The sequence below is a fragment of the Phenylobacterium sp. genome (assembly GCF_030693405.1).
Lineage (GTDB): Bacteria > Pseudomonadota > Alphaproteobacteria > Caulobacterales > Caulobacteraceae > Phenylobacterium.
The window spans coordinates 46,103-65,524 of the sequence record NZ_JAUYAW010000046.1; the positions used below are offsets into that span (position 1 = coordinate 46,103).

Below are 19,422 nucleotides of genomic sequence, written 5' to 3' on the forward strand. Positions count from 1 at the left end.
ACGCGCCGATGACGGCCTTGCGCGAATGGATCACCCAGCGCCTGGATCCCCTTGAAGACCGCGAGCCCGCTGATGGTCTTGTGGAATCCGACTTCGGACCGCGAACCGCCGATCTTGCCGCCGAGCCTGCCCCCCTGACCCCAGCGGCTGTGCTGGTGGGGCTGGTGGAGCGCGAGCATGGCTATTCGGTGCTGCTGACGCGGCGGGCCGACACATTGCGCCGTCACACCGGTCAGATCGCCTTTCCCGGTGGCCGCCGTGATCCGGGCGAGACCATCTGGGAGACGGCCCTTCGGGAGACCGAGGAAGAGGTGGGCATCTCCCGCAGCCTGGTCACCCTGGGCGGGCTCTCGACCCCCTATCGGACCGGCACGGGCTTTCTGGTGACGCCGGTGGTGGGCTTCATCGCGCCGGACTTCACGCTCACGCCCAACCCCGCCGAGGTCGCCGACGTGTTCGAGACCCCGTTCGGCTTTCTCATGGATCCCACCAATCACGAGGAACATGAGCGGGAATTCGCGGGTCAGCTACGTCGGTTCTATGCCATGACTCACGAGAACAGATTCATCTGGGGCGCCACGGCCGGCATGCTCCGGTCCCTGTACGACCGGCTATATGGAGGCGCAGTTGCTTAGGGTCATTCTCATCCGCTCGATCCTGATCGCGCTGCCCTTCATAATCTGGTTCGCCTGGGCTGAATGGGCCAAGCGCAATGGCCGCCCCATGGGGGCGACCCCGTGGGCCTGGCTGGCCACGGCCTCAGCTGTGCTGTTTGGCCTTTCTCTGATGTTCATGGTCGTGTTCCAATCGGACAACCGCGGCGAGGTCTATGTGCCCGCGGAAGTCACAGAGGGCGGCCGGGTCTCCCCAGGTCGCTTCCAGGAAAAGGAAACGCCCGCCCCATGAGCGAGAGCCTCGGATCACGCCCCTGGTTGAATGCGCCGGCCACTGCGGCGGTGTTCGACGCCCTGGAAGCCAAGGGCGGCGCAGGCTGCGCCCGGGTCGTCGGCGGGGCGGTGCGCAATGCGGTGATCGGCGCGCCGGTGGGCGATATCGACATCGCCACCCAGCTCACGCCTGACGCGGTCACCGAGGCCCTGCAGGCCGCCGGCCTCAAGGCGATTCCCACCGGCGTGGAGCACGGCACGGTCACCGCGCTCGCCCACGGCCAGACCTTCGAGATCACCACCCTGCGGCGGGACGTGGAGACCGACGGGCGGCGCGCGGTGGTGGCCTTCACCACCGATTGGACCGAAGACGCCCAGCGTCGGGACTTCACCCTCAACGCCCTCTATGCCGACCGCGACGGGACGTTGCACGATCCCCTGGGAACGGGCCTGGCCGACGCCAGGGCGCGGCGGATCGTCTTCGTCGGCGAGGCCCGCACGCGGATCGCCGAGGACTATCTGCGCATCCTGCGCTTCTTCCGCTTCCAGGCCTGGTATGGCCGGGGCGAGGCCGATCCCGAGGCCCTGGCCGCCTGCGAGGCCCTGCGCGACACCCTGGCCGACCGGCCGGGCGAGCGGGTCTCCAAGGAGCTGCTCAAGCTGCTGGCCGCCGATGATCCGCGGGGCAGCATCCGCCAGATGGCGTCCGCCGGAATTCTCGATGTGATTCTGCCCCCTGTCGGCGATCTTCACGACTTCGGGGCCCTCGTGGAGATCGAGAGCGAGATGCTCTTCGAATGCGATCCCATCCTGCGCCTGGCCTGCCTGCTGCCGGCCGACCAGATCGGGGTCGCCCAGGCCGCTGAACGCCTTCGCCTGTCGAACGCCGAGCGCGACCGGCTGGTCGCCGCCAAGGGACAGACCCCGCGCATCACCAGCTGGATGAGCCCGCGGGAGTCCCGCCGGGCGGTCTATGCGCTCTCTGCGCCCACCTTCCATGACCGGATCAAGCTTGCCTGGGCCAAGTCCAACCGCACGGCGACAGCCGCCCAGTGGCGCGGCCTGCTGGCGCTCTGCGACAGCTGGACGCCGCCGCCCTTCCCCTTGAGCGGGGAGGAGGTGGTTTATGCCGGGGTGCCCAAGGGCCCCATGGTCGGCCAGGTGCTGCGGGAGGTGGAGGACTGGTGGGTTGACCACGACTTCCTCGAGGACAAGTTCTCGGCCATCGAGAAGCTCAAGGCGGTGGCCCAGGGCCTGGCCTACTAGAGCCCGATGAAGCTCGGCATCCTGAAGACCGGCGCGCCGCCGGCGCCGCTGGAGGCGCAGTTCGGCTCCTATCCCGACATGTTCAAGCGTCTGCTGGGGCAGGACGCCTATGACTATGCGGTCTTCGATGTGGCGGCCGGGGAGGGGCCGGCCAGTCCTGAGGCCTGCGACGCCTATCTGGTCACCGGCTCCTCGGCCGGCGTCTATGAGGCCGACCCGTGGATCGCGGACCTGATCGCCTTCCTGCAGGCCGCCAGGGGCCGGGCGGGACTTGTCGGCGTCTGCTTCGGCCATCAGGCGATGGCCCAGGCCTTCGGCGGCCAGGTGATCAAGTCCCCGAAGGGCTGGGGTGTCGGGCTGCACGCCTACGCGCTCAGGGAGTCTGTGCCGGGCCTGACGGACCAGACGCGCCTGGCCGCGCCGGCCTCGCACCAGGATCAGGTGGTGGCTCTGCCGCCGGGCGCCCGGGTTCTCGCGGCCAGCGACTTCACGCCGTTTGGCATGCTCGCCTATGACGACCAGCCGGCCATCTCCATTCAGCTGCATCCGGAGTTCGAGCCGGACTACGCCAAGGCCCTGATCGAGGCCCGCCGGGGCAGCCGCTATGCCGACGAGCAGGCCGACCAGGCAGTGGCCAGTTATGCGGCGCCTGACGACCGGGCCGCCCTGGGCGCCTGGATATCGTCATTTCTCGCAACACTTCCGGCCGCCAGAGGTTAGGTCTGTGCCCAGCCCGCTCAACAGGGAGCCTGAAAGCCCATGACGTCCTTGCGGCTGATGATCGTCGCGGCCAGCGCCGCCGCCGCCCTGATGGTGGCGGGCGTTGAGACCCAGGCGGCAAATCCTGAGCCCCTGTCGCCGGAGATCTTCGTCGCCATGCTCGACGATCTCACCTGATCCGGCGCCTTCAGATCGCTTGGGCGACCCACACGAAGGCGCTGAGCCGGGCGGTCTGCTCAAGCACCTCGTCCTCCGGAAGCAGGTCGTCGGGTCCTTCGAACCCAGGCAGATCGAACACATAGCCCAGCAGCGGCGCCCCGGGCCGATGGCAGATCAGGGTGTGCGACATATCGTCCTGACCCCGGCGACACTCGGTCGATGCAAAGCCCGCGGCTTGCCAGCCGGCGCCGATCTCTTCGCCCATCGGGCCGGTCACCGGTCCGCCCCGGCCAATGATCCGCCCGACCCGTTCCGGATCGACCCCCGCCTGAAGATCGAGGATCAGGCCATCGGGTCGGCGCACGGTGATGACCTTCGCTTTGGCCTCGCCCTCGGACGCCCGTTCGACCGTGGCGCCCGGGAAGACGTCGCCGATGCTGCGGACGTTCAAACGGGTCTGGCCATTGATCTCGCCCGCGCCGGTCTCGTTGAAGGTGATCAGGATCGGCCCGACCAGGGCCGGACTTTTCGGCCGCTCGGCCGGGGCCGATGGCGCTGGCGACGGGGGTTCTGACGTCTCCTGGCCACAGCCCGCCAGGAGGAGGACGGCCGCGAAGGTACTCAACAGGGCTCGCATGGCGGGACCCTCGCACAGCCAAGCCGCATAAGGCAAATCGACGCGGACCCCCTCAGGGCCAGCTTACCATGGGGGGCATAGACGAGAGGATCGAGGTGATGTTGCCGCCGGTCTTCAGGCCGAACATGGTGCCCCGGTCGTAGAGAAGGTTGAACTCCACATAGCGGCCTCGCCGCACCAGCTGCTCCTGCCGGTCGGCCTCGGTCCAGGGGGTGGCCATGCGGCCCCGGGCGATCGCCGGATAGACTTCGGCGAAGGCCTTGCCCACATCCTGGGTGAAGGCGAAGTCCCGCTCCCAGTCCCCGGAATTGTGGTGGTCATAGAAGATGCCGCCGATGCCCCGCGGCTCATTGCGGTGGGGCAGGAAGAAGTACTCGTCGCAACGGGCCTTGTAGGGGGCGTACCAGGCCGGGTCGTGGGCGTCGCAGGCGGCCTGCATGGCGGCGTGAAACGCCATGGCGTCAGGGTTTTCCTGGGTCCGCTGATAGTCCTGGGTGGGCGTCAGGTCCGCCCCGCCGCCGAACCAGCTCTGCCGGGTGGCCAGGAAGCGGGTGTTCATGTGCACGGCCGGGACATGCGGATTTCGCATGTGGGCGATCAGGCTGATCCCGGTTGCGGTGAAGGACGGATCTTCGTCCGCGCCGGGCATGGTCGCGGCCATTTCCGGGGTGAAGGTCCCATGCACCAGGCTGATATGGACGCCGCATTTCTCGAAGAAGCGGCCGCCCTTCATGAAGCCCATCACCCCGCCGCCGCCGGCCGGGCGGTCCCAGGGGGTGAGCTCGAACCGGCCCGGCGCGCCCGGATAGAGGTCGGCGGGCGCCTCATCTTCCAGGGCCTCGAAGGCGGCGACGATCTGGTCGCGAAGGGAATCGAACCAGGCCCGGGCCCGGCTGTTGCGATCGGCGAGGGTGGCGGCGTCTGTCATGGGACAAGGGGCTTAGGGAATCCGTCGGTCTGGCGCAACGCTTCCGAAAGACCGATGGCCGCCGAAACGGTGAGGTTGAGGGACCTGGCCTCTGGCGCAAGCGGGATCAGGAGCCGCGCCTGGGCGACCGCGTGCACCTCGTCGGGTACGCCCGAGCTCTCCCGGCCAAACAGCAGGGTGTCGCCCGGCTGGAAGGCGAAGCTGTGCAGCGGCTGGGCCCCGCGGGTGGTGAACAGCACCAGCCGACCCTCCTGGCGCTCCGGCGCGGCCATGAAGGCTTCGAAGCTCTCGCGCCTTGTCCAGCGGGCGAGGCGGCCATAATCCAGGGCTGCGCGCTTCACCGCCTTATCGGATAGCGGGAACCCGCAGGGCTCGATCACCTCGAGGTCGACATCGAGGCAGGCGGCAAGACGAAGCGCCGCGCCGACGTTTTGCGGAATGTCCGGTTGAAAAAGGGCCAAACGCATTCTAAGCGATCCACCGACGGAATTAGCTGGGGCGTGGGACGAATCGCGAGGCTTGTCGCCGCACATGGGCGGCTTGGCTAGTGCGACTTTTCTCTCGGCCCTATATGGGTTCCAGAGCAGGCCTGATGCAGAGCTTCTGCTAGGCCGACAGACGGGGCGTCGCGGCATTTTTCGTGAGCGTCCGAACGGGCGGCGGCTCCTTCCGGAGCAGCGGCCTCAAAACCGAAGGGTAGCTTAAAGGTGGCTGACACCGTCGTGGGCGAAAATCCCGATCCGCATGCCGCGGGTGAAGACCCGAACCGGCGCGACTTCATTCACATCGCCGCAGGTGCGGCGGCCGTGGGCGCCGTGGGCGCGCTGGCCTGGCCGTTCATCGACCAGATGAACCCATCGGCCGACACCCTGGCCCTGGCCTCGGTCGAGTTCGACCTGTCCAAGGTCGCGCTGGGCCAGCAGGTCACGATCAAGTGGCGCGGCAAGCCCCTGTTCATCCGCAAGCGCACCGAGGCGGAGATCGCCGCGGCGGTCGCCGATGACGGCGCGAACATGCCCGATCCAGAAGCCGACGAGGTTCGTCACAAGCCCGGCAAGGCCGAGTGGATGATCCTGATCGGCGCCTGCACCCATCTGGGCTGCGTGCCGACCTTCGCCGGCGGCGACTATGGCGGCTGGTTCTGCCCCTGCCACGGCTCGCACTATGATACGTCCGGCCGGATCCGTCGGGGTCCTGCGCCCCTCAACCTGCCGGTGCCGGAATATGAGTTCCTCTCCGACACGACTGTGAAGGTGGGCTGAGAACCATGAGCGGACATTCCACTTACGAACCCAAGACTGGGATCGAGCGCTGGCTCGACACCCGCCTGCCGATCGTTCGGCTGGGCTGGGACAGCATCGTCGACTATCCGACGCCGAAGAACCTGAACTACTGGTGGACCTTCGGGGGCATCCTGGCCGTCTGCCTGGGCATCCAGATCGTCACCGGCGTCGTGCTGGCCATGCACTATGTGCCGCACGTGGACCACGCCTTCGCGTCGGTCGAGCGCATCATGCGCGACGTGAACTACGGCTGGCTGGTGCGCTACATGCACGCCAACGGGGCCTCGATGTTCTTCATCGCGGTCTACATCCACATGTTCCGCGGCCTCTATTACGGGTCCTACAAGGCGCCCCGCGAGGTGCTGTGGATCCTCGGCTGCATCATCTACCTGCTGATGATGGCGACGGCCTTCATGGGCTACGTCCTGCCCTGGGGTCAGATGAGCTTCCACGGCGCGGTCGTGATCACCAACCTGTTCGGCGCCCTGCCGATCGTCGGTGAAGCCATCACCACCTGGCTTTGGGGCGGCTTCGCGGTGGATAACGCCACCCTGAACCGCTTCTTCTCGCTGCACTTCCTGCTGCCGTTCATGATCGCCGGCGTCGTGGGCCTGCACATCTGGGCCCTGCATGTGCCGGGGAACAACAACCCGACCGGCGTGAACGTTAAGTCCAAGGCCGATACCGTGCCCTTCCACCCGTACTATACGGTGAAGGACGGCTTCGCGATCGTGCTGTTCCTGATCCTCTTCGCCACCTTCCTGTTCTTCAATCCGAACGCGCTGGGCCATGCGGACAACTACATTCCCGCCAACCCGCTGGTGACGCCGGCCCATATCGTGCCCGAATGGTACTTCCTGCCCTTCTACGCGATCCTGCGGGCGGTGCCGGACAAGCTGGGCGGCGTGATCCTGATGTTCGGCGCCATCGCGGTGCTGTTCGTCCTGCCCTGGCTCGACACCTCCAAGGTGCGGTCCATGCGCTATCGCCCCACCGGCAAGCTCTACTTCATGATCTTCGTGGTGGCCTGCCTGGTGCTCGGCTATTGCGGCGGCCAGCTGCCCGACAATCACGTCATCCCGGGCCTGTCGACCTTCATCCTGATCGATGCGGACCTGAACAGCATGGTCTGGCTCTCGCGCCTGGCCACCCTCTACTACTTTGGCTACTTCCTGGTGATCCTGCCGCTTCTTGGGCTGACCGAGACGCCGACAGCCCAGCCGGAATCCATCTCCACGCCTGTCCTGTCCCATCCGGCGGGTATGCCGGCCGGCGCAGTCGCTGCGCCTGAAAAGAAGGGTTGAGCCCAGATGCTGCGTAAAGGTATCGCTCTGGCGGCGCTTGGGCTGGCCCTTGTGGGCGGCCCGGCGCTCGCCGCCGGGGACGCCAAGACCCCCGAGCCCGTCGACTTCAGCTTCAAGGGCCCGTTCGGCAAGTTCGACCAGGCCCAGCTGCAGCGCGGCTACAAGGTCTATCGGGAGGTCTGCGCGGCCTGCCACGGCATGGAGCTGCTCTCGTTCCGGAACCTCGGCCAGAAGGGCGGGCCCTTCTACGACCCGGACTACAGCAATCCGAACGACAATCCGTACGTGAAGACCATCGCGGCGGAGTATCAGGTCAACGACATCGACTCCGAGACCGGCGACATCATCCAGCGTCCCGGCACCTCCGCCGACGCCTTCCCGAGCCCCTATCCCAACGAGGCGGCGGCCCGGGCTGGCAATGGCGGCGCCCTGCCGCCGGATCTCTCGGTGATGGCCAAGGCCCGCAAATATGGGCCGGACTACATCCACGCCCTGCTGGCAGGCTATCGCGAACCGCCGGCCGGCCTGACCGTGGCGCCGGGCCAGTACTACAACCCCTACATGGCCGGGGACACGACCCCGTTCTGGACGGGTGAAGGCCATGCGCCGGAGGGCGGCTTCATCGCCATGCCGCCGCAGCTGGCGCCCGACAAGGTGACCTTCGACGACGGCACGCCGTCGACCATCGACCAGCAAGCCAAGGACGTGGCCGCCTTCCTGTACTGGGCGGCTGAGCCCAAGATGGAAGAGCGCAAGGCCTTCGGGTTCGGCGCGATGATCTATCTCGTGATCTTCGCCGGCCTGCTCTATGCGAGCTACCGCCGCATCTGGCGCAACGTCGCCCACTAGGCTGCGTCGCCAGATCTGAAATGAAGAACCCGCCGGGGCGACCTGGCGGGTTTTCTCTTATTCGCTGATCAGATGGAGCCGGCCGGCCGGGAAGTCGAACCGAAGCCGCCAACGGCCTAGAACCTCCAGGCCGACCGCGCCGTCTGATGTGGCCGCCTCGTCATTCAGACCCACGCTCAGATGCTCAAACAGCGCGCCCCCCAGGGACAGGGCCCGCAGCTCGGCCCTGCCCGCCTCATAGGGCGTCAGGGACTTGTCGTCGGCCCCAGGGGCGCTGGCGATGGCGGGAGAGAGCCGGGCGGGGGCGTCCAGGCCAGTAGCGGGGATCAGGGCCACGGTTCGCGCCCGGGGGCCGTCACTGATCGCCCCGTCCACCACAGGGACGGCGCCGCGCCAGACCATGGGCAGGCTGGCGCCTTGGGCGCGGGGAAGAGTGTCGACCGAGGCCAGGGTCAAACGACAGGGCGAGGTGTCCAGCTCCACCACAAACCCCCTCAGGACATCGGCCCCAATCACGCCTGCGATGGGGGTCGGGAAGGCCCAGGTCCGGGCGTCCAGGTCTTCCACCGCAAGATTTCGCCCCGGCACCTGGGCGCCCGCCAGACGCACCTCGCCGGCCAGAGAGTCGCCCTCGACGCCGGCGGCCTGAGCCCGGGTGTTGTGGATGGCGCTGTGATCGGCGCCGGTGTCGATGATGAAGTCGCCGCTGACGCCTGCGGCGGTGGCCGGCGCCACCAGCACCCCGCGGTCCAGCCAGCAGGCGATCTCGGCGCCCATCGCCTCGCCGCTGAAGGCGGCCAGACCGCAGGCCAGTAGGGCGGCGCGCGCGTTCATGGTCAGGTCCTATCGCGGCCATAGCCAGAGCCGCACCCCTTCGGCCATAACAGAGGCCCGTCAGAGAGGGGAGGGGCCATGGACCTACGCGACGCCATTCGTACGATTCCGGACTATCCCAAGCCGGGCATCCAGTTTCGCGACATCACCACCTTGCTGGCCGATGCGAGAGCTTTTCGTCAGGCGGTGGACGAGCTGGTCCAGCCCTTTGCGGGCCTGAAGATCGACAAGGTGGCCGGTATCGAGGCCCGGGGCTTCATCCTGGGCGGCGCAGTGGCGCACCAGCTGTCGGCCGGCTTCGTCCCCCTGCGCAAGAAGGGCAAGCTGCCGCACGAGACCCGGGCGGTGGAGTACGCGCTCGAATATGGCTCCGACATCCTTGAGGTCCATCTGGACGCCTTCCTGGCCGGCGAGCGGGTCATGCTGGTGGATGACCTCATCGCCACCGGCGGCACGGCGCTGGCCGCTGTCGACCTGCTGCGCCAGGGCGGCACGGAGATTGTGGCTGCGGCCTTCGTGGTGGACCTGCCGGAGCTCGGCGGCGCGGCACGGCTTGCGGCCGCGGGCGTGCCGGTCTCGACCCTGGTGGCGTTCGAGGGTCACTGAGGCGCCTCAGGCGCCTTCGCCACGCCCCCCACCGCTGCGGGCGAAGAGCTGCAGGGTGCGCAGGCGCGCCAGGCGGGCGGCGTCGGGGTGGTAGTCCTTGCGTCGGTCCGAGGCGAAGCCGTGGCCGGCGTCGTACAGATGGACCGGCATGTCAGGGTAGCGGTCCCGGATCTCCTCGACCCGCTCGAGCGGGATCGAGGCGTCGGTCTTGCCAAAGTGCAGGATGGTCGGGCAGCGGGGCGCCTCGTCCAGCAGCTCGGTGATCCGGCGGCCATAGAAGCAGGAGGCGCCCGCCACGCCCTCACAACGGGCCGCCACGGCCCAGCTCGCCGCCCCGCCCCAGCAGAAGCCGGCGACGAAGACCTGGCCCTGAAGGGCGTCTATGGCCGCCTGAGCGTCGCCTGCGACCTCGTCCCAGGGCGCGGCCTGGGACAGCGCCACGGCGCGCGCCATGTGGTCAGCTTCATAGGTCGCTTCGAAGCCGCGCTGCTGGCGGTCGAAGAAGGCCGGTGCGATCACCTCATAGCCATCCTCGGCGAAGCCATCGGCCACCTCGCGGATGTGGTCGGTGACGCCGAAGATCTCCTGGATCAGCACCAGACCGCCACGCCGGGCGTCTCCCGGCTTCACATGATAGGCGTCGAAGACAAAACCATCGGCGCGGCTCTCCAGCCGAATCGTCTCGCCGGCCCGGCTCATGCGCTTTCGAACAGTTCGCGGGTGCGCAGGCGGGCGAGGTCGGCGGCCTCCTCGTGATAGCGCTCGGGGCTCTCATTGTTGAAGCCGTGGCCCGCACCCTCATAGATATAGACCGGAACCTCCGGATGGGCGGCCTTGACTGCGGCCTCCACCTCGTCGGCCTTGATGCCCGGATCGGTGTGGCCCAGGTGGACGATGACGGGGCAGGCGAGCGGCAGATCGGCATTGGCCTTGACCATGCTGCCGTAATAGCTCGACGCCGCCGCGATCCCCTCGACCTTGGCGGCGCTCAGCCAGGCCAGTGAGCCGCCATAGCAGTAGCCCACGACGCAGACCTTGCCCCGGGGCGCGAGGAAGTCCCGGGCCGCGGCGATGTCGGCCAGGGCCTGTTCCATCGGCGTGGCGCGGGCGTGCGCGATGCCAGCGGCCATGCCGTCTGCGTCGTGACCGGCGGTGAAGCCCCGCTCACGCCGGTCGAACAAGGACGGGGCGAGCGCCTCATATCCGGCCTTGGCCCAACGCTCGACATCGGCGCGGACGTATTTGTCGATGCCGAAGATCTCCTGCAGTACGATGACCCCGCCCTTGCGGGACGTGAACGGGGCCTCGTGATAGGCCGACAGCTCGTAGCCGTCGGCGGCGCTCTTCAGCGTAATGGTGTCGCCCATGGGTGGTCTCCCTTGGCGCCAAGCCTAGGGGCAGGACCGGGCGCCTGTCACGCCCTGTGAGCGATCAGACGTTGAAGCGGAAGTTCATCACGTCGCCGTCCTGGACGACATATTCCTTGCCCTCCTGGCGCAGCTTGCCCGCGTCCCGGGCCCCGGCCTCGCCGTTGAACTTGATGTAGTCGGGGAAGGCGATGGTTTCGGCCCGGATAAAGCCCTTCTCGAAGTCGGTATGGATCACGCCGGCCGCCTGGGGCGCAGTGGCGCCCACGGGGATGGTCCAGGCCCGGGTCTCCTTGGGGCCGCAGGTGAAATAGCTCTGCAGGCCGAGCAGCTTGAAGGCCTCGCGAATCATGCGGTTCAGGCCGGGCTCTTCGAGGCCCAGTGTCTCCAGGAACTCCGCCCGCTCGGCGGCGTCCAGCATGGCGATCTCGCTTTCGATCTGGGCGGAGATGACCACGCTCTCGGCGTCGTCGCGCTTGGCCCGCTCGGCGACGGCGGTCGACATCTCATTGCCGGTCCCGGCAGCGCCCTCGTCCACATTGCAGACATAGAGGGTGGGCTTGGCGGTCAGCAGTTGCAGCATCCGCCAGGCCTTTTCGTCGTCCTCGGAGATCTTGGCGGTCCGGGCGGGACGGCCGGCATTGAGCTCCTCCAGGGCGAGCTTCACCAGGCGCAGGGTGTTGGCGCTCTCCTTGTCGCCGGTCTTGGCGCGCTTATCGAGATTGGCGACCCGCTTCTCCAGGCTCTCCAGATCGGCGAGCATCAGCTCGGTCTCGATGATCTCCAGGTCGGCCAGGGGATCGATCCGGCCCTCGACGTGGGTGATGTCGTCATTGACGAAGCAGCGGGCGACGAAGGCCACGGCGTCGCAGTCACGGATATTGGCCAGGAACTGGTTGCCCAGGCCCTCGCCCTTGGACGCGCCGCGCACCAGGCCGGCCACATCGACGAAGTTGATGCGGGCCGGGATGATCTCCTTGGAGCCGGCCACCTTGGCGAGCGCCTCGAGGCGCGGCTCGGGCACCGCCACGTCGCCCACGTTCGGCTCGATGGTGCAGAAGGGGTAATTGGCCGCCTGGGCCGCCGCCGTCTGGGTGAGCGCGTTGAACAGGGTGGACTTGCCGACATTGGGCAGGCCGACGATGGCGACTTTGAGAGCCATGGAGTCCTCGGAGAATTGGAGCCGGCGCCGTCTTAGCCGAGCCGGCCGGGATTGTCGTCAGCCGTGCGGCCTCAGGGCGCGTCGCGGCCCTGGCGCTGCTGGCGGGTGTCGGCCTTGTCGGCCGGCGCCAGGCGCATGACCTCGGCCTGATACTTCTCGTCCTCGCCGGCCGCCAGCAGGGGGGCGGCGTCGGCGCAGGCGTGCAGCAGGTCGTTCAGCCAGGGATGTTCGACCTTGTGGAAGTCCGACAGGACGTGACCCTGGACCAGCTCCTTGTGGCCGGGATGACCAACCCCCAGCCGGGCGCGCCGGAAGTCGGGGCCGATCTGACCGGTGATGGAGCGAATGCCGTTATTGCCGGCTGCGCCGCCGCCGGCCTTCATCCGGAAGCGGCCGGGCGCCAGGTCGATCTCGTCGTGGAAGACGACCAGGTCCGCGGGCGTCAGCTTGTAGAATTTCAGCGCCTCGCCGACAGCGTTGCCGCTGTCGTTGTAATAGGTCTGAGGCTTCAGCGTCATGGCCCTTACAGGGCCAGCCGGGGTCTCGATGGACCCCTCGCGGACCAGCGACTGAAAGCGCGACCGCTCGGGGCCAAAGCTCCAGCGGCGCGCAATCTGGTCGACGGTCATGGACCCCACATTATGCCGATTGCCAGCATAGCGGGGGCCTGGATTGCCCAGGCCAGCGAGGATCAGCATGCGACCCTCCGGTGCGGGCCGGCCCTGGGCGAAGAGGCGTTTTAGGCCTCAGGCTCCGAGCCGGCGTCGGCGGCCGCGTCCTGCGCCGCCTGGGCCGAGGTGCCGGCCAGGGTGGCGATGACGAAGTCGCGGTCCACGGTGGCCTCAACGCCCTTGGGCAGCTTGAAGCCGGAGATGCGGATGGTGTCGCCGATGTCCAGGCCGGTCAGGTCGAAGATCAGCTCTTCGGGGATGGCGTCGGCCGGGCAGGACAGCTCGACGTCGTGACGGACCACATTCAGGGTGCCGCCGCGCTTCAGGCCCGGGGACTCTTCGTGGTTGATGAAGTGCACGGGCACCGAGATCTTGATCTGTTGGTGCTCATCGACCCGGTACAGGTCGAAGTGCCACGGCTCATCGGTCACCGGATGCATGTCGATGGCCTTGGCGATGACCGGCTGGGTCTCTTCGCCATACTTCAGGGTCACCAGGTGGCCCAACAGCTTGCCCGTATAGAGCGCCTTGCGGAACTCATTGGCCGGCACGGCGATCGCCACCGGGTCCTTGGAGCCGCCATAGAGCACGCCGGGGACCTTGCCGCTGCGGCGCACACTGCGCGTAGCGCCGGTGCCGGTCTGCTCACGCACTTCCACGTTCAATACGATATCGGCCATCGCCCTGCCTCAAAACGAAACCGCCGCGCGAACCCGCGCGGCGTGGGTCGCGATCCCGGGGGGGATCGGAAGGTCGGCGTCATTACACAGAAGTTGACCCTCTGGCAACGGCGCCCGCGGACTTCAGCGCGTTTTAACCGCGCTGAGCCCCGCTGTCTCGGCCGCGGCCCCGGTTTCGGCCACCTGCACGGGGGTCGCCTTGGCCGGATCGACCAGGCCCGCGCCCTTCATCAGGCACTGTCCGGTGTCCATCAGGGCGTGCTGGCCGAGGCAGAAGACATCCTCATAGTGCGGCTTGGAGACCGCCAGGCACTGATAGAGGTTCAGCTTGGCCATGTTCAGGCAGGAGGCCGAGGTCGGCTCGATCATCACGGCGGTCAGAAGGTCAGCCCGGTTCTCGCCAGCCTCGCCCAGGACGGCCAGGGCCGCGACCGCCAGGCTGCGCAGCACCATGCGGCTGTAGGGCGGCTCCACGGGGGCGGCGGTGAGGTCCAGCACGCCAGCGCCGATGGCGGCCTGTTGCAGGCGGGCGGTCTCTTCGATCTCGCCGACGATGGGGGTGGCCGACAGGGCCTTGGCCTGGGACAGGCGCAGGGCGCGGTTCTCGACCTCGGCCTTGGACCATTTGGCCTTCTGGACATCATAGGCCGCCTGCTTGACCGCAGATCCGGTGTCGAACAGGCGTTTGCCCTCGGCCCCGTAGGCGGCGATCACCAGGCCCGCGGCGCTGCGGGCGCCAGGCAGGGTGGCCGCATAGGTCGGATCGGCCACGAGGTCGGCGAACATCTTGTTCCGCGTCTCGGGGTTGGTGGAGTAGCTGCGCACCGCCGCCACGAACTCGGGATCCTGCAGGGCGGCCACGGCGCCGTAGGCCACGGCGCCTTTCAAGAGTTGGATCGGCTCATAGGCGGCGCTGGTCTTCAGGGATTCAGCGATCTCGGCGCCGTCGTCAAAGGCCGGGGAAATGGCCGATGAGCGGGACATGTAATAGCGATAGGCGCTGGCGTGCTCGATGAGGGATGGGGCGAGCGCCACCGCCGGCGGGGCCGGGGCCGGAGCTTCCGGCTTAGGCTCGGCGCACCCCGCAAGCACCGCGGTTCCGATCAGCGCCAGCGCGGTCAGCGCGCTGCGAAAGCCAATAGCCGAGCTCATGGGTCTGTGTTCCCCTAAATGGTACGCCAGCGAACATAGCATGTTCGGTCAGGCGAGATCATGGCCCCCATATCGTAAACTATTGTTCACCAAGCTTAGCCAGTCGTCTCCCCTGGCGAGCGAGATCAGCGGCGCCGTCAGTCGAACAGTTTCGAGACAGACTCTTCGTTGGCGATGCGGCGAACCGCCTCACCGATCAGGGCCGCGCAGCTCACATAGCGGATCTTGGGCGCAGAGGCGGCCCGCTCCGGGGCGGCGATGGAGTCGGTCATCACCAGCTCCTTGAGCACCGAGGCGTCCACCCGCTCGATGGCTGCGCCCGACAGCACCCCGTGGGTGACATAGGCCGAGACCTCAGAGGCGCCGCCATCCACCAGGGCCTGAGCGGCGTTACAAAGGGTGCCGCCGCCGTCGATGATGTCGTCGAACAGCACACAGCGCCGGCCCTCGACGTCGCCGATGATATTGGCCACCTCGCTCTTGCCAGGACCCGAGCGACGCTTGTCGACAATGGCCAGTTCGGCGTTGAGGCGGCTGGCCACCGACAGGGCGCGAACCACCCCGCCGACGTCCGGCGAGACGATCATCAGTTCGTCGGGCTTGGGGTAGTGGGCCTTGATGTCATTGGCCAGCAGGGGCGCCGACAGCAGGTTGTCGGTGGGGATGTCGAAGAAGCCCTGAATCTGGCCCGAATGCAGATCCATGGTCAGGACCCGGTCGGCGCCCGCGCGGGTGATCAGATTGGAGACCAGCTTGGCCGAGATGGGGGTGCGCCCGCCCGTCTTCCGGTCCTGCCGGGCATAACCGAAATAGGGCATCACCGCCGTGATCCGCCGGGCAGACGCGCGTTTCAGCGCATCGATGCAGATCAGCAGCTCCATCAGATTGTCGTTGGTGGGATAGCTAGTGGACTGGATGACGAAGACGTCCTCGCCGCGGACGTTCTCGTCGATGGTCACCCAGACCTCGTTGTCGGCGAACCGCTTGACCTGGGCCCGGGTCAGGGGAACGTCCAGATGGTCGGATACGGCCTGGGCGAGAGCCTGGTTAGAATTGCCCGCCAGCAGCTTCATGAGATTCCCCGGGGTCGTTCCGCATCTTCAGGCGGGCTTTAATGCAGGGGGCCGACCTGCGGCAACCCTCAGCTAAAGAACGATGGCCGAGAGCAGCCGCCCATAGTCACTTTCCCCCCGCTGAAACGCCCGGCGATTGGAGAAGAAGTGGTCAGGTTCGGCGCAGGTGTCGCGTCCGATCCATTCCCGCTGCTCCACGCCTGCGGCGGCCAACTGGGCCAGGACGAAGGCCGGCAGGTCGAACTGGCGCTTGTCGGTCGCCGCGCCGGGGCTGAAGAACCGGGCGTTGGCGGGATCGGTCTCCACGAAGCGGTCCAGGAACTCCAGACCCACCTCGTAGGATGCCGGCCCGATGCAGGGCCCCACGGCGGCCAGGATGCGGTCGCGCCGGGCGCCGAGCCGCTCCATCTGCGCCACGGTGTCGGCGACGACCCCGGACAGGGCGCCCTTCCAGCCCGCATGGGCGGCGGCGACCACGCGGCCCTCCGGGTCAGCCAGCAGGATGGGCGCACAGTCGGCCGCCAGGGCGCCGCAGATCAGGCCGGGGGTGGACGTCACCACGCCGTCGGCCTCCGGCCGCGCCGCGCCCCACGGGCGATCGGCGATCTCGGCCCGGGCGGAATGGATCTGGTGGCAGGTGTTGAGCGCCTCATGCGGCAGGCCGAAATGGGCCGCGGCCCGGCGGCGGTTCTCGGCCACGTCTTCCGGCGAATCGGCCGATCCAGGCCCCACATTGAGCGAGTTGTAGAGACCCGCCGAGACGCCCCCCTGTCGGGTGAAGAAGGCGTGGCGCAGGCCGGCCTTCGTCAGCAGGGGCGAGGTGATCGCCGGCAGGGTCGCTTGGGCGTCGGTCATGATCAGTCCGCCTCGAAGGCCGGAGGAATGAAGCCTGGCCCGTGCAGGGCCAGGACCTTGAACAGGACCCCCATCTGGTTCTGGGCGGTCAGGCGGTCGAACTGCCGGCCGATCTGGTCGGCCAGCTCGGGCCGGCTGCGGGCCAGCGCCGAGGCCCGGGCCTCGATCCCGAGCCGTCGCAGGAACTCGGCCTGGGTGAGCAGCGGCCGGGCCAGGGCGCCTTCGGCGCGGGCGGCCTCCGCCACCCCGCCGAAGTCGGCGTGGACGGTCAGGTCCGCTTCCCCAGGACAGGCCAGGGGATCGACCTTTTGATGACCCTTCAGGGCCTGAAAGGTGTCACCGCCTTCCTCGCCAGCCGCCGGACCATAGTCGATCAGCAGGGCCGCGCCCCCATCGGCGGCCAGCCGGGCGCCGATCTGGGAGCCAAGGGCCGCCTGGGCCGGCGAAGACTCGAACACCGCCCCCACCTCGCCCGGACGGCCCTTCGCGGGCAGGGGAGCGGCAAGGCCGAAGGCCAGGTCACCAGCCGCATCCAGACCCACCATCCGCTCGGCCCAGCCCTGGGGCGTGCGGACGAACTGCCGGGTGGGCAGGCAGTCCAGCAGCTCATTGGCCACCAGGATCATCGGCGCTCCGTCCGGGATCTGATCCAGGCTGTCGCACCACTGGGCTCTGGCCGTGGAAAGTCGCTCGGCCTGGCGAGCCCGCAAGGGTTGGGAAACCTCCACAAGCCAGAGGTCGGCCGCTTCCACGAACCCCGGAACGGTCCCCCCGGCCCTCAGCAGGTCGGACATCAGAGTCCCGTCGCCCGGCCCCATCTCCACCAGCCGAAAGCTGCGCGGGGCGCCCTGCGTCTGCCAGCAGGCCGCCGCCCACAAGCCGATCAGCTCCCCGAACATCTGGCTGACCAGGGGGGCGGTGATGAAGTCCCCGCCGGCGCCCAGGCCGGGGCGGGTGGCGTAATAGCCCGCCTGGGGGTCGTGCAGGCAAATCGTCATGAACTCGGCGAGGCTCAGGGGCCCCGTGGCGGCGATCTGCGCCGCCAGCCGGTCACGCAGGGCCATCGGACCCCGGAGCGGGACGAATGCGGAAGGGGTCTTCGGCCTCGACGGTCGGCGGTGTTTCAGCCGGCAGGGGGGCGGGGGGCGCCTCGGTCGCCGGGAGCGGCTCGCGCAGGCCCCGCCAGATCAGGAAGGCGCCGCCCAGCAGCATGGGCAGGCTGAGCATCATGCCCATGGTCAGGCCCAGCGGGAAGTCGGGCAGATAGGCGTCGGGCTCGCGCACCTGCTCGACCAGGGTGCGGAAGACGGCGTAGCCGACCAGGAACAGGCCGGCGACCGCACCGCGACGCTCTAGCCAATGGGCCCTGTGGGTGGCGAGGCGCAGGATGATGAACAGGACGATCCCCTCAAGCAGGGCCTCGTAGAGCTGGCTGGGATGGCGGGGATAGGGGCCGGCGCCGGGGAAGATCACCCCCCAGGGCAATTCGGTGGGACGGCCCCACAGCTCGCCATTGATGAAGTTGGCGATGCGGCCGAAGAACAGGCCGATGGGCACGCAGGCGGCCACCACGTCGCCCAGGCGCAACAGGTCGATGCCGTTGGAGCGGGCGAAGGCGGCCACCGCGATGGCGACGCCAAGAGCGCCCCCATGGAAGCTCATGCCCCCCTGCCAGACCTGCAGGATCTGCACCGGGTCGGTCCAGATGGTCTCGGGCGTGTAGAACAGGATGTAGCCCAGCCGGCCCCCCAGGATGATGCCCAGGGTGACCCACAGGATCAGGTCGTCGATCTGGGCCGGGGTGGCGGCAGGACCGCGGACGGGCGCCAGCTGCGGATTGCGCACCAGCATCACCACATAGCGCCAGCCGATCAGGATGCCGGCCACATAGGCCAGGGCGTACCAGCGGATGGCGAAAGGCCCGATCTGGATCAGGATGGGGTCGAAATCAGGAAAGGGCACCGGCGCGTTCTCCAGCCTATTGTCGCCTGTTTAGCCGACAAGGCCTTCGCATTCATCCCCCGGCGCCCCATATTGATGGTGCGCGGCGGCAAGTCCCGCGCCTCTTGAGCCCGCTATGCAGACCCAGAACCCTTTCCTCGACGAAATCGCCAAGCTGACCACCGCGGCCATGGGCATGGCCCAGGCCGCCAGCGAGGAGGCGAGGTCCGCCTTCAGGGCTCAGGCCGACCGAGCCGCGGCCGAGCTGGACCTGATCCGGCGCGAGGAATTCGAGGCGCTCAAAGCCGAGGTGGCCGCTCTCCGGGCGGACATTCAGGCGCTGCGCGGTCCCGCCGCCCAGGACTGACGCCCGCGTTCACGAATACGCGAAAGGGGTTCGCCCACCGGAAGAAGCCGGTGACAGGGCCCCTGCGAAGCAGATTAGTTTCACGACTGCCGGTGAGTCGTTTGGGCCACGCGCCCGATCCGCCGCAGCGAAAGGACCGTGGGTTCCATGGATATGCCCCAGCCTGACGAAGACGTCGTCCTCGGCCTTGATCCCCTGGACGTCGTCGAACACGTGCTCACGGCCGAGAACCTGGAGTTCGACCGCACCGAGGACGGCGACCTGGCCTTCACCCTGGCCGGAGAGTGGAAGGACTATGAGCTCTGGTTCGCCTGGCGCCCGGAGGCCGACTGTCTGCAGCTGTGTCTGGCGCTTGGCCACACCGTCGCCCCTGAGGCCCGGCATCCGGCGCATGAGCTGGTGGGTCTGGTCAATCAACGCCTGTGGCTTGGCCATTTCGAGCTGTGGGATGATGGGGAGATCGTCTTCCGTCACGCCATGGCCCTGACCAGCGCCGAGCGCCCCAGCCTGTCCCAGGCCGCGGCCATGATCGACATCGCCGTCGAGGGCGCCGATCGCTTCTTCCCGGCCTTCGACTTCATGGTCCGTGGCGCCAAGACTCCGGCCGAAGCCATGGCCGCCTGCATGTTCGAGACCGTCGGCGAGGCCTGAGGGCCTCGCGCCGGCCCCGCGCCTCCGATA

Annotated in this window: 25 protein-coding genes; 11 read left to right on the forward strand and 14 right to left on the reverse strand. The window is 68.1% G+C overall.

The annotated features are described in order from the left end of the window. The first annotated feature begins 8 nt into the window (after positions 1-8). Genes Q8N19_RS09435 through Q8N19_RS09455 form a run of 5 tightly spaced genes read left to right on the forward strand, consistent with a single transcriptional unit; the run spans position 9 to position 3,050 of the window. The gene (locus tag Q8N19_RS09435) at positions 9-635 is read left to right on the forward strand and encodes a CoA pyrophosphatase (protein ID WP_305590156.1); all 627 of its coding nucleotides are present in this window, start codon (positions 9-11) and stop codon (positions 633-635) included. Beyond that, positions 628-906, forward strand: coding sequence for a hypothetical protein (locus Q8N19_RS09440; protein ID WP_305590031.1), 279 nt, complete (start codon positions 628-630; stop codon positions 904-906). Before Q8N19_RS09435 ends, Q8N19_RS09440 begins: the two co-directional genes overlap by 8 nt. Continuing rightward, positions 903-2,153, forward strand: a complete 1,251-nt coding sequence (locus Q8N19_RS09445) for a CCA tRNA nucleotidyltransferase (protein ID WP_305590033.1) — start codon at positions 903-905, stop codon at positions 2,151-2,153. The genes Q8N19_RS09440 and Q8N19_RS09445 overlap by 4 nt, the downstream gene beginning before the upstream one ends. A 6-nt stretch (positions 2,154-2,159) precedes the next feature. Then, positions 2,160-2,873, forward strand: a complete 714-nt coding sequence (locus tag Q8N19_RS09450; RefSeq protein ID WP_305590034.1) for a type 1 glutamine amidotransferase — start codon at positions 2,160-2,162, stop codon at positions 2,871-2,873. 39 nt (positions 2,874-2,912) lie between these two features. Further along, entirely contained in the window at positions 2,913-3,050 is a 138-nt protein-coding gene (locus Q8N19_RS09455) for a hypothetical protein (protein WP_305590036.1), read from the forward strand. A 10-nt stretch (positions 3,051-3,060) separates the two neighbouring features. Here Q8N19_RS09455 and Q8N19_RS09460 read toward each other — a convergent pair whose 3' ends face one another. The 3 genes from Q8N19_RS09460 to Q8N19_RS09470 form a co-directional block, all read right to left on the reverse strand. After that, positions 3,061-3,657 carry a DUF1131 family protein gene (locus Q8N19_RS09460; RefSeq protein ID WP_305590037.1) on the reverse strand — a complete coding sequence of 199 codons (597 nt, stop codon included), beginning with the start codon at positions 3,655-3,657 and terminating at the stop codon, positions 3,061-3,063. A 64-nt stretch (positions 3,658-3,721) separates the two neighbouring features. Beyond that, complete coding sequence (hemF, locus tag Q8N19_RS09465) at positions 3,722-4,597, reverse strand: oxygen-dependent coproporphyrinogen oxidase (protein ID WP_305590039.1); 876 nt, start codon at positions 4,595-4,597, stop codon at positions 3,722-3,724. Beyond that, entirely contained in the window at positions 4,594-5,064 is a 471-nt protein-coding gene (locus Q8N19_RS09470) for a tRNA (cytidine(34)-2'-O)-methyltransferase (protein WP_305590041.1), read from the reverse strand. The genes hemF and Q8N19_RS09470 overlap by 4 nt, the downstream gene beginning before the upstream one ends. 240 nt (positions 5,065-5,304) lie before the next feature. On the opposite strand from Q8N19_RS09470, the gene petA reads away from it, so the two are divergent. The 3 genes from petA to Q8N19_RS09485 are packed head-to-tail and all read left to right on the forward strand — an operon-like array spanning position 5,305 to position 8,033. Next, positions 5,305-5,859 (forward strand): ubiquinol-cytochrome c reductase iron-sulfur subunit, encoded by a 555-nt coding sequence (gene petA / locus Q8N19_RS09475; RefSeq protein WP_305590043.1) that lies wholly within the window; start codon positions 5,305-5,307, stop codon positions 5,857-5,859. A 5-nt stretch (positions 5,860-5,864) separates the two neighbouring features. After that, positions 5,865-7,184, forward strand: coding sequence for a cytochrome b/b6 (locus tag Q8N19_RS09480; RefSeq protein ID WP_305590045.1), 1,320 nt, complete (start codon positions 5,865-5,867; stop codon positions 7,182-7,184). 6 nt (positions 7,185-7,190) lie between these two features. Beyond that, positions 7,191-8,033 (forward strand): cytochrome c1, encoded by an 843-nt coding sequence (locus Q8N19_RS09485; RefSeq protein WP_305590047.1) that lies wholly within the window; start codon positions 7,191-7,193, stop codon positions 8,031-8,033. A 57-nt stretch (positions 8,034-8,090) separates the two neighbouring features. Here the strand turns inward: Q8N19_RS09485 and Q8N19_RS09490 are convergent, their stop codons facing one another. After that, positions 8,091-8,867: an aspartyl protease family protein gene (locus Q8N19_RS09490; protein ID WP_305590049.1), complete on the reverse strand. Its 777-nt coding sequence runs from the start codon at positions 8,865-8,867 to the stop codon at positions 8,091-8,093. A 78-nt stretch (positions 8,868-8,945) separates the two neighbouring features. On the opposite strand from Q8N19_RS09490, the gene Q8N19_RS09495 reads away from it, so the two are divergent. Further along, positions 8,946-9,473 carry an adenine phosphoribosyltransferase gene (locus tag Q8N19_RS09495; protein WP_305590051.1) on the forward strand — a complete coding sequence of 176 codons (528 nt, stop codon included), beginning with the start codon at positions 8,946-8,948 and terminating at the stop codon, positions 9,471-9,473. A 6-nt stretch (positions 9,474-9,479) separates the two neighbouring features. Here Q8N19_RS09495 and Q8N19_RS09500 read toward each other — a convergent pair whose 3' ends face one another. The 10 genes from Q8N19_RS09500 to lgt form a co-directional block, all read right to left on the reverse strand. Beyond that, positions 9,480-10,172 (reverse strand): dienelactone hydrolase family protein, encoded by a 693-nt coding sequence (locus Q8N19_RS09500; RefSeq protein ID WP_305590053.1) that lies wholly within the window; start codon positions 10,170-10,172, stop codon positions 9,480-9,482. Further along, positions 10,169-10,840, reverse strand: coding sequence for a dienelactone hydrolase family protein (locus Q8N19_RS09505; RefSeq protein ID WP_305590056.1), 672 nt, complete (start codon positions 10,838-10,840; stop codon positions 10,169-10,171). Before Q8N19_RS09505 ends, Q8N19_RS09500 begins: the two co-directional genes overlap by 4 nt. 64 nt (positions 10,841-10,904) lie before the next feature. Further along, complete coding sequence (gene ychF / locus Q8N19_RS09510; protein WP_305590058.1) at positions 10,905-12,002, reverse strand: redox-regulated ATPase YchF; 1,098 nt, start codon at positions 12,000-12,002, stop codon at positions 10,905-10,907. A 71-nt stretch (positions 12,003-12,073) separates the two neighbouring features. Next, positions 12,074-12,700 carry an aminoacyl-tRNA hydrolase gene (gene pth / locus Q8N19_RS09515; RefSeq protein ID WP_305590060.1) on the reverse strand — a complete coding sequence of 209 codons (627 nt, stop codon included), beginning with the start codon at positions 12,698-12,700 and terminating at the stop codon, positions 12,074-12,076. A gap of 41 nt (positions 12,701-12,741) precedes the next feature. After that, positions 12,742-13,353 (reverse strand): 50S ribosomal protein L25/general stress protein Ctc, encoded by a 612-nt coding sequence (locus Q8N19_RS09520; RefSeq protein WP_305590062.1) that lies wholly within the window; start codon positions 13,351-13,353, stop codon positions 12,742-12,744. A 123-nt stretch (positions 13,354-13,476) separates the two neighbouring features. After that, the gene (locus tag Q8N19_RS09525) at positions 13,477-14,505 is read right to left on the reverse strand and encodes a hypothetical protein (RefSeq protein WP_305590064.1); all 1,029 of its coding nucleotides are present in this window, start codon (positions 14,503-14,505) and stop codon (positions 13,477-13,479) included. Between the two features lie 137 nt (positions 14,506-14,642). Next, on the reverse strand, positions 14,643-15,578 hold the full coding sequence (locus Q8N19_RS09530) for a ribose-phosphate pyrophosphokinase (RefSeq protein ID WP_305590066.1): 936 nt from the start codon (positions 15,576-15,578) through the stop codon (positions 14,643-14,645). A gap of 72 nt (positions 15,579-15,650) precedes the next feature. Beyond that, positions 15,651-16,433 (reverse strand): peptidoglycan editing factor PgeF, encoded by a 783-nt coding sequence (pgeF, locus tag Q8N19_RS09535; RefSeq protein ID WP_305590068.1) that lies wholly within the window; start codon positions 16,431-16,433, stop codon positions 15,651-15,653. Between the two features lie 2 nt (positions 16,434-16,435). Continuing rightward, positions 16,436-17,497, reverse strand: coding sequence for a class I SAM-dependent methyltransferase (locus Q8N19_RS09540; RefSeq protein WP_305590070.1), 1,062 nt, complete (start codon positions 17,495-17,497; stop codon positions 16,436-16,438). After that, complete coding sequence (gene lgt / locus Q8N19_RS09545) at positions 17,484-18,395, reverse strand: prolipoprotein diacylglyceryl transferase (protein ID WP_371133823.1); 912 nt, start codon at positions 18,393-18,395, stop codon at positions 17,484-17,486. The genes Q8N19_RS09540 and lgt overlap by 14 nt, the downstream gene beginning before the upstream one ends. A 115-nt stretch (positions 18,396-18,510) precedes the next feature. Between lgt and Q8N19_RS09550 the strand changes: the two genes are divergently transcribed. Further along, positions 18,511-18,741 carry an accessory factor UbiK family protein gene (locus Q8N19_RS09550; protein ID WP_305590072.1) on the forward strand — a complete coding sequence of 77 codons (231 nt, stop codon included), beginning with the start codon at positions 18,511-18,513 and terminating at the stop codon, positions 18,739-18,741. Positions 18,742-18,888: 147 nt separating this feature from the next. Beyond that, complete coding sequence (locus tag Q8N19_RS09555) at positions 18,889-19,392, forward strand: YbjN domain-containing protein (protein ID WP_305590074.1); 504 nt, start codon at positions 18,889-18,891, stop codon at positions 19,390-19,392. The last annotated feature ends 30 nt before the right edge of the window (positions 19,393-19,422 follow it).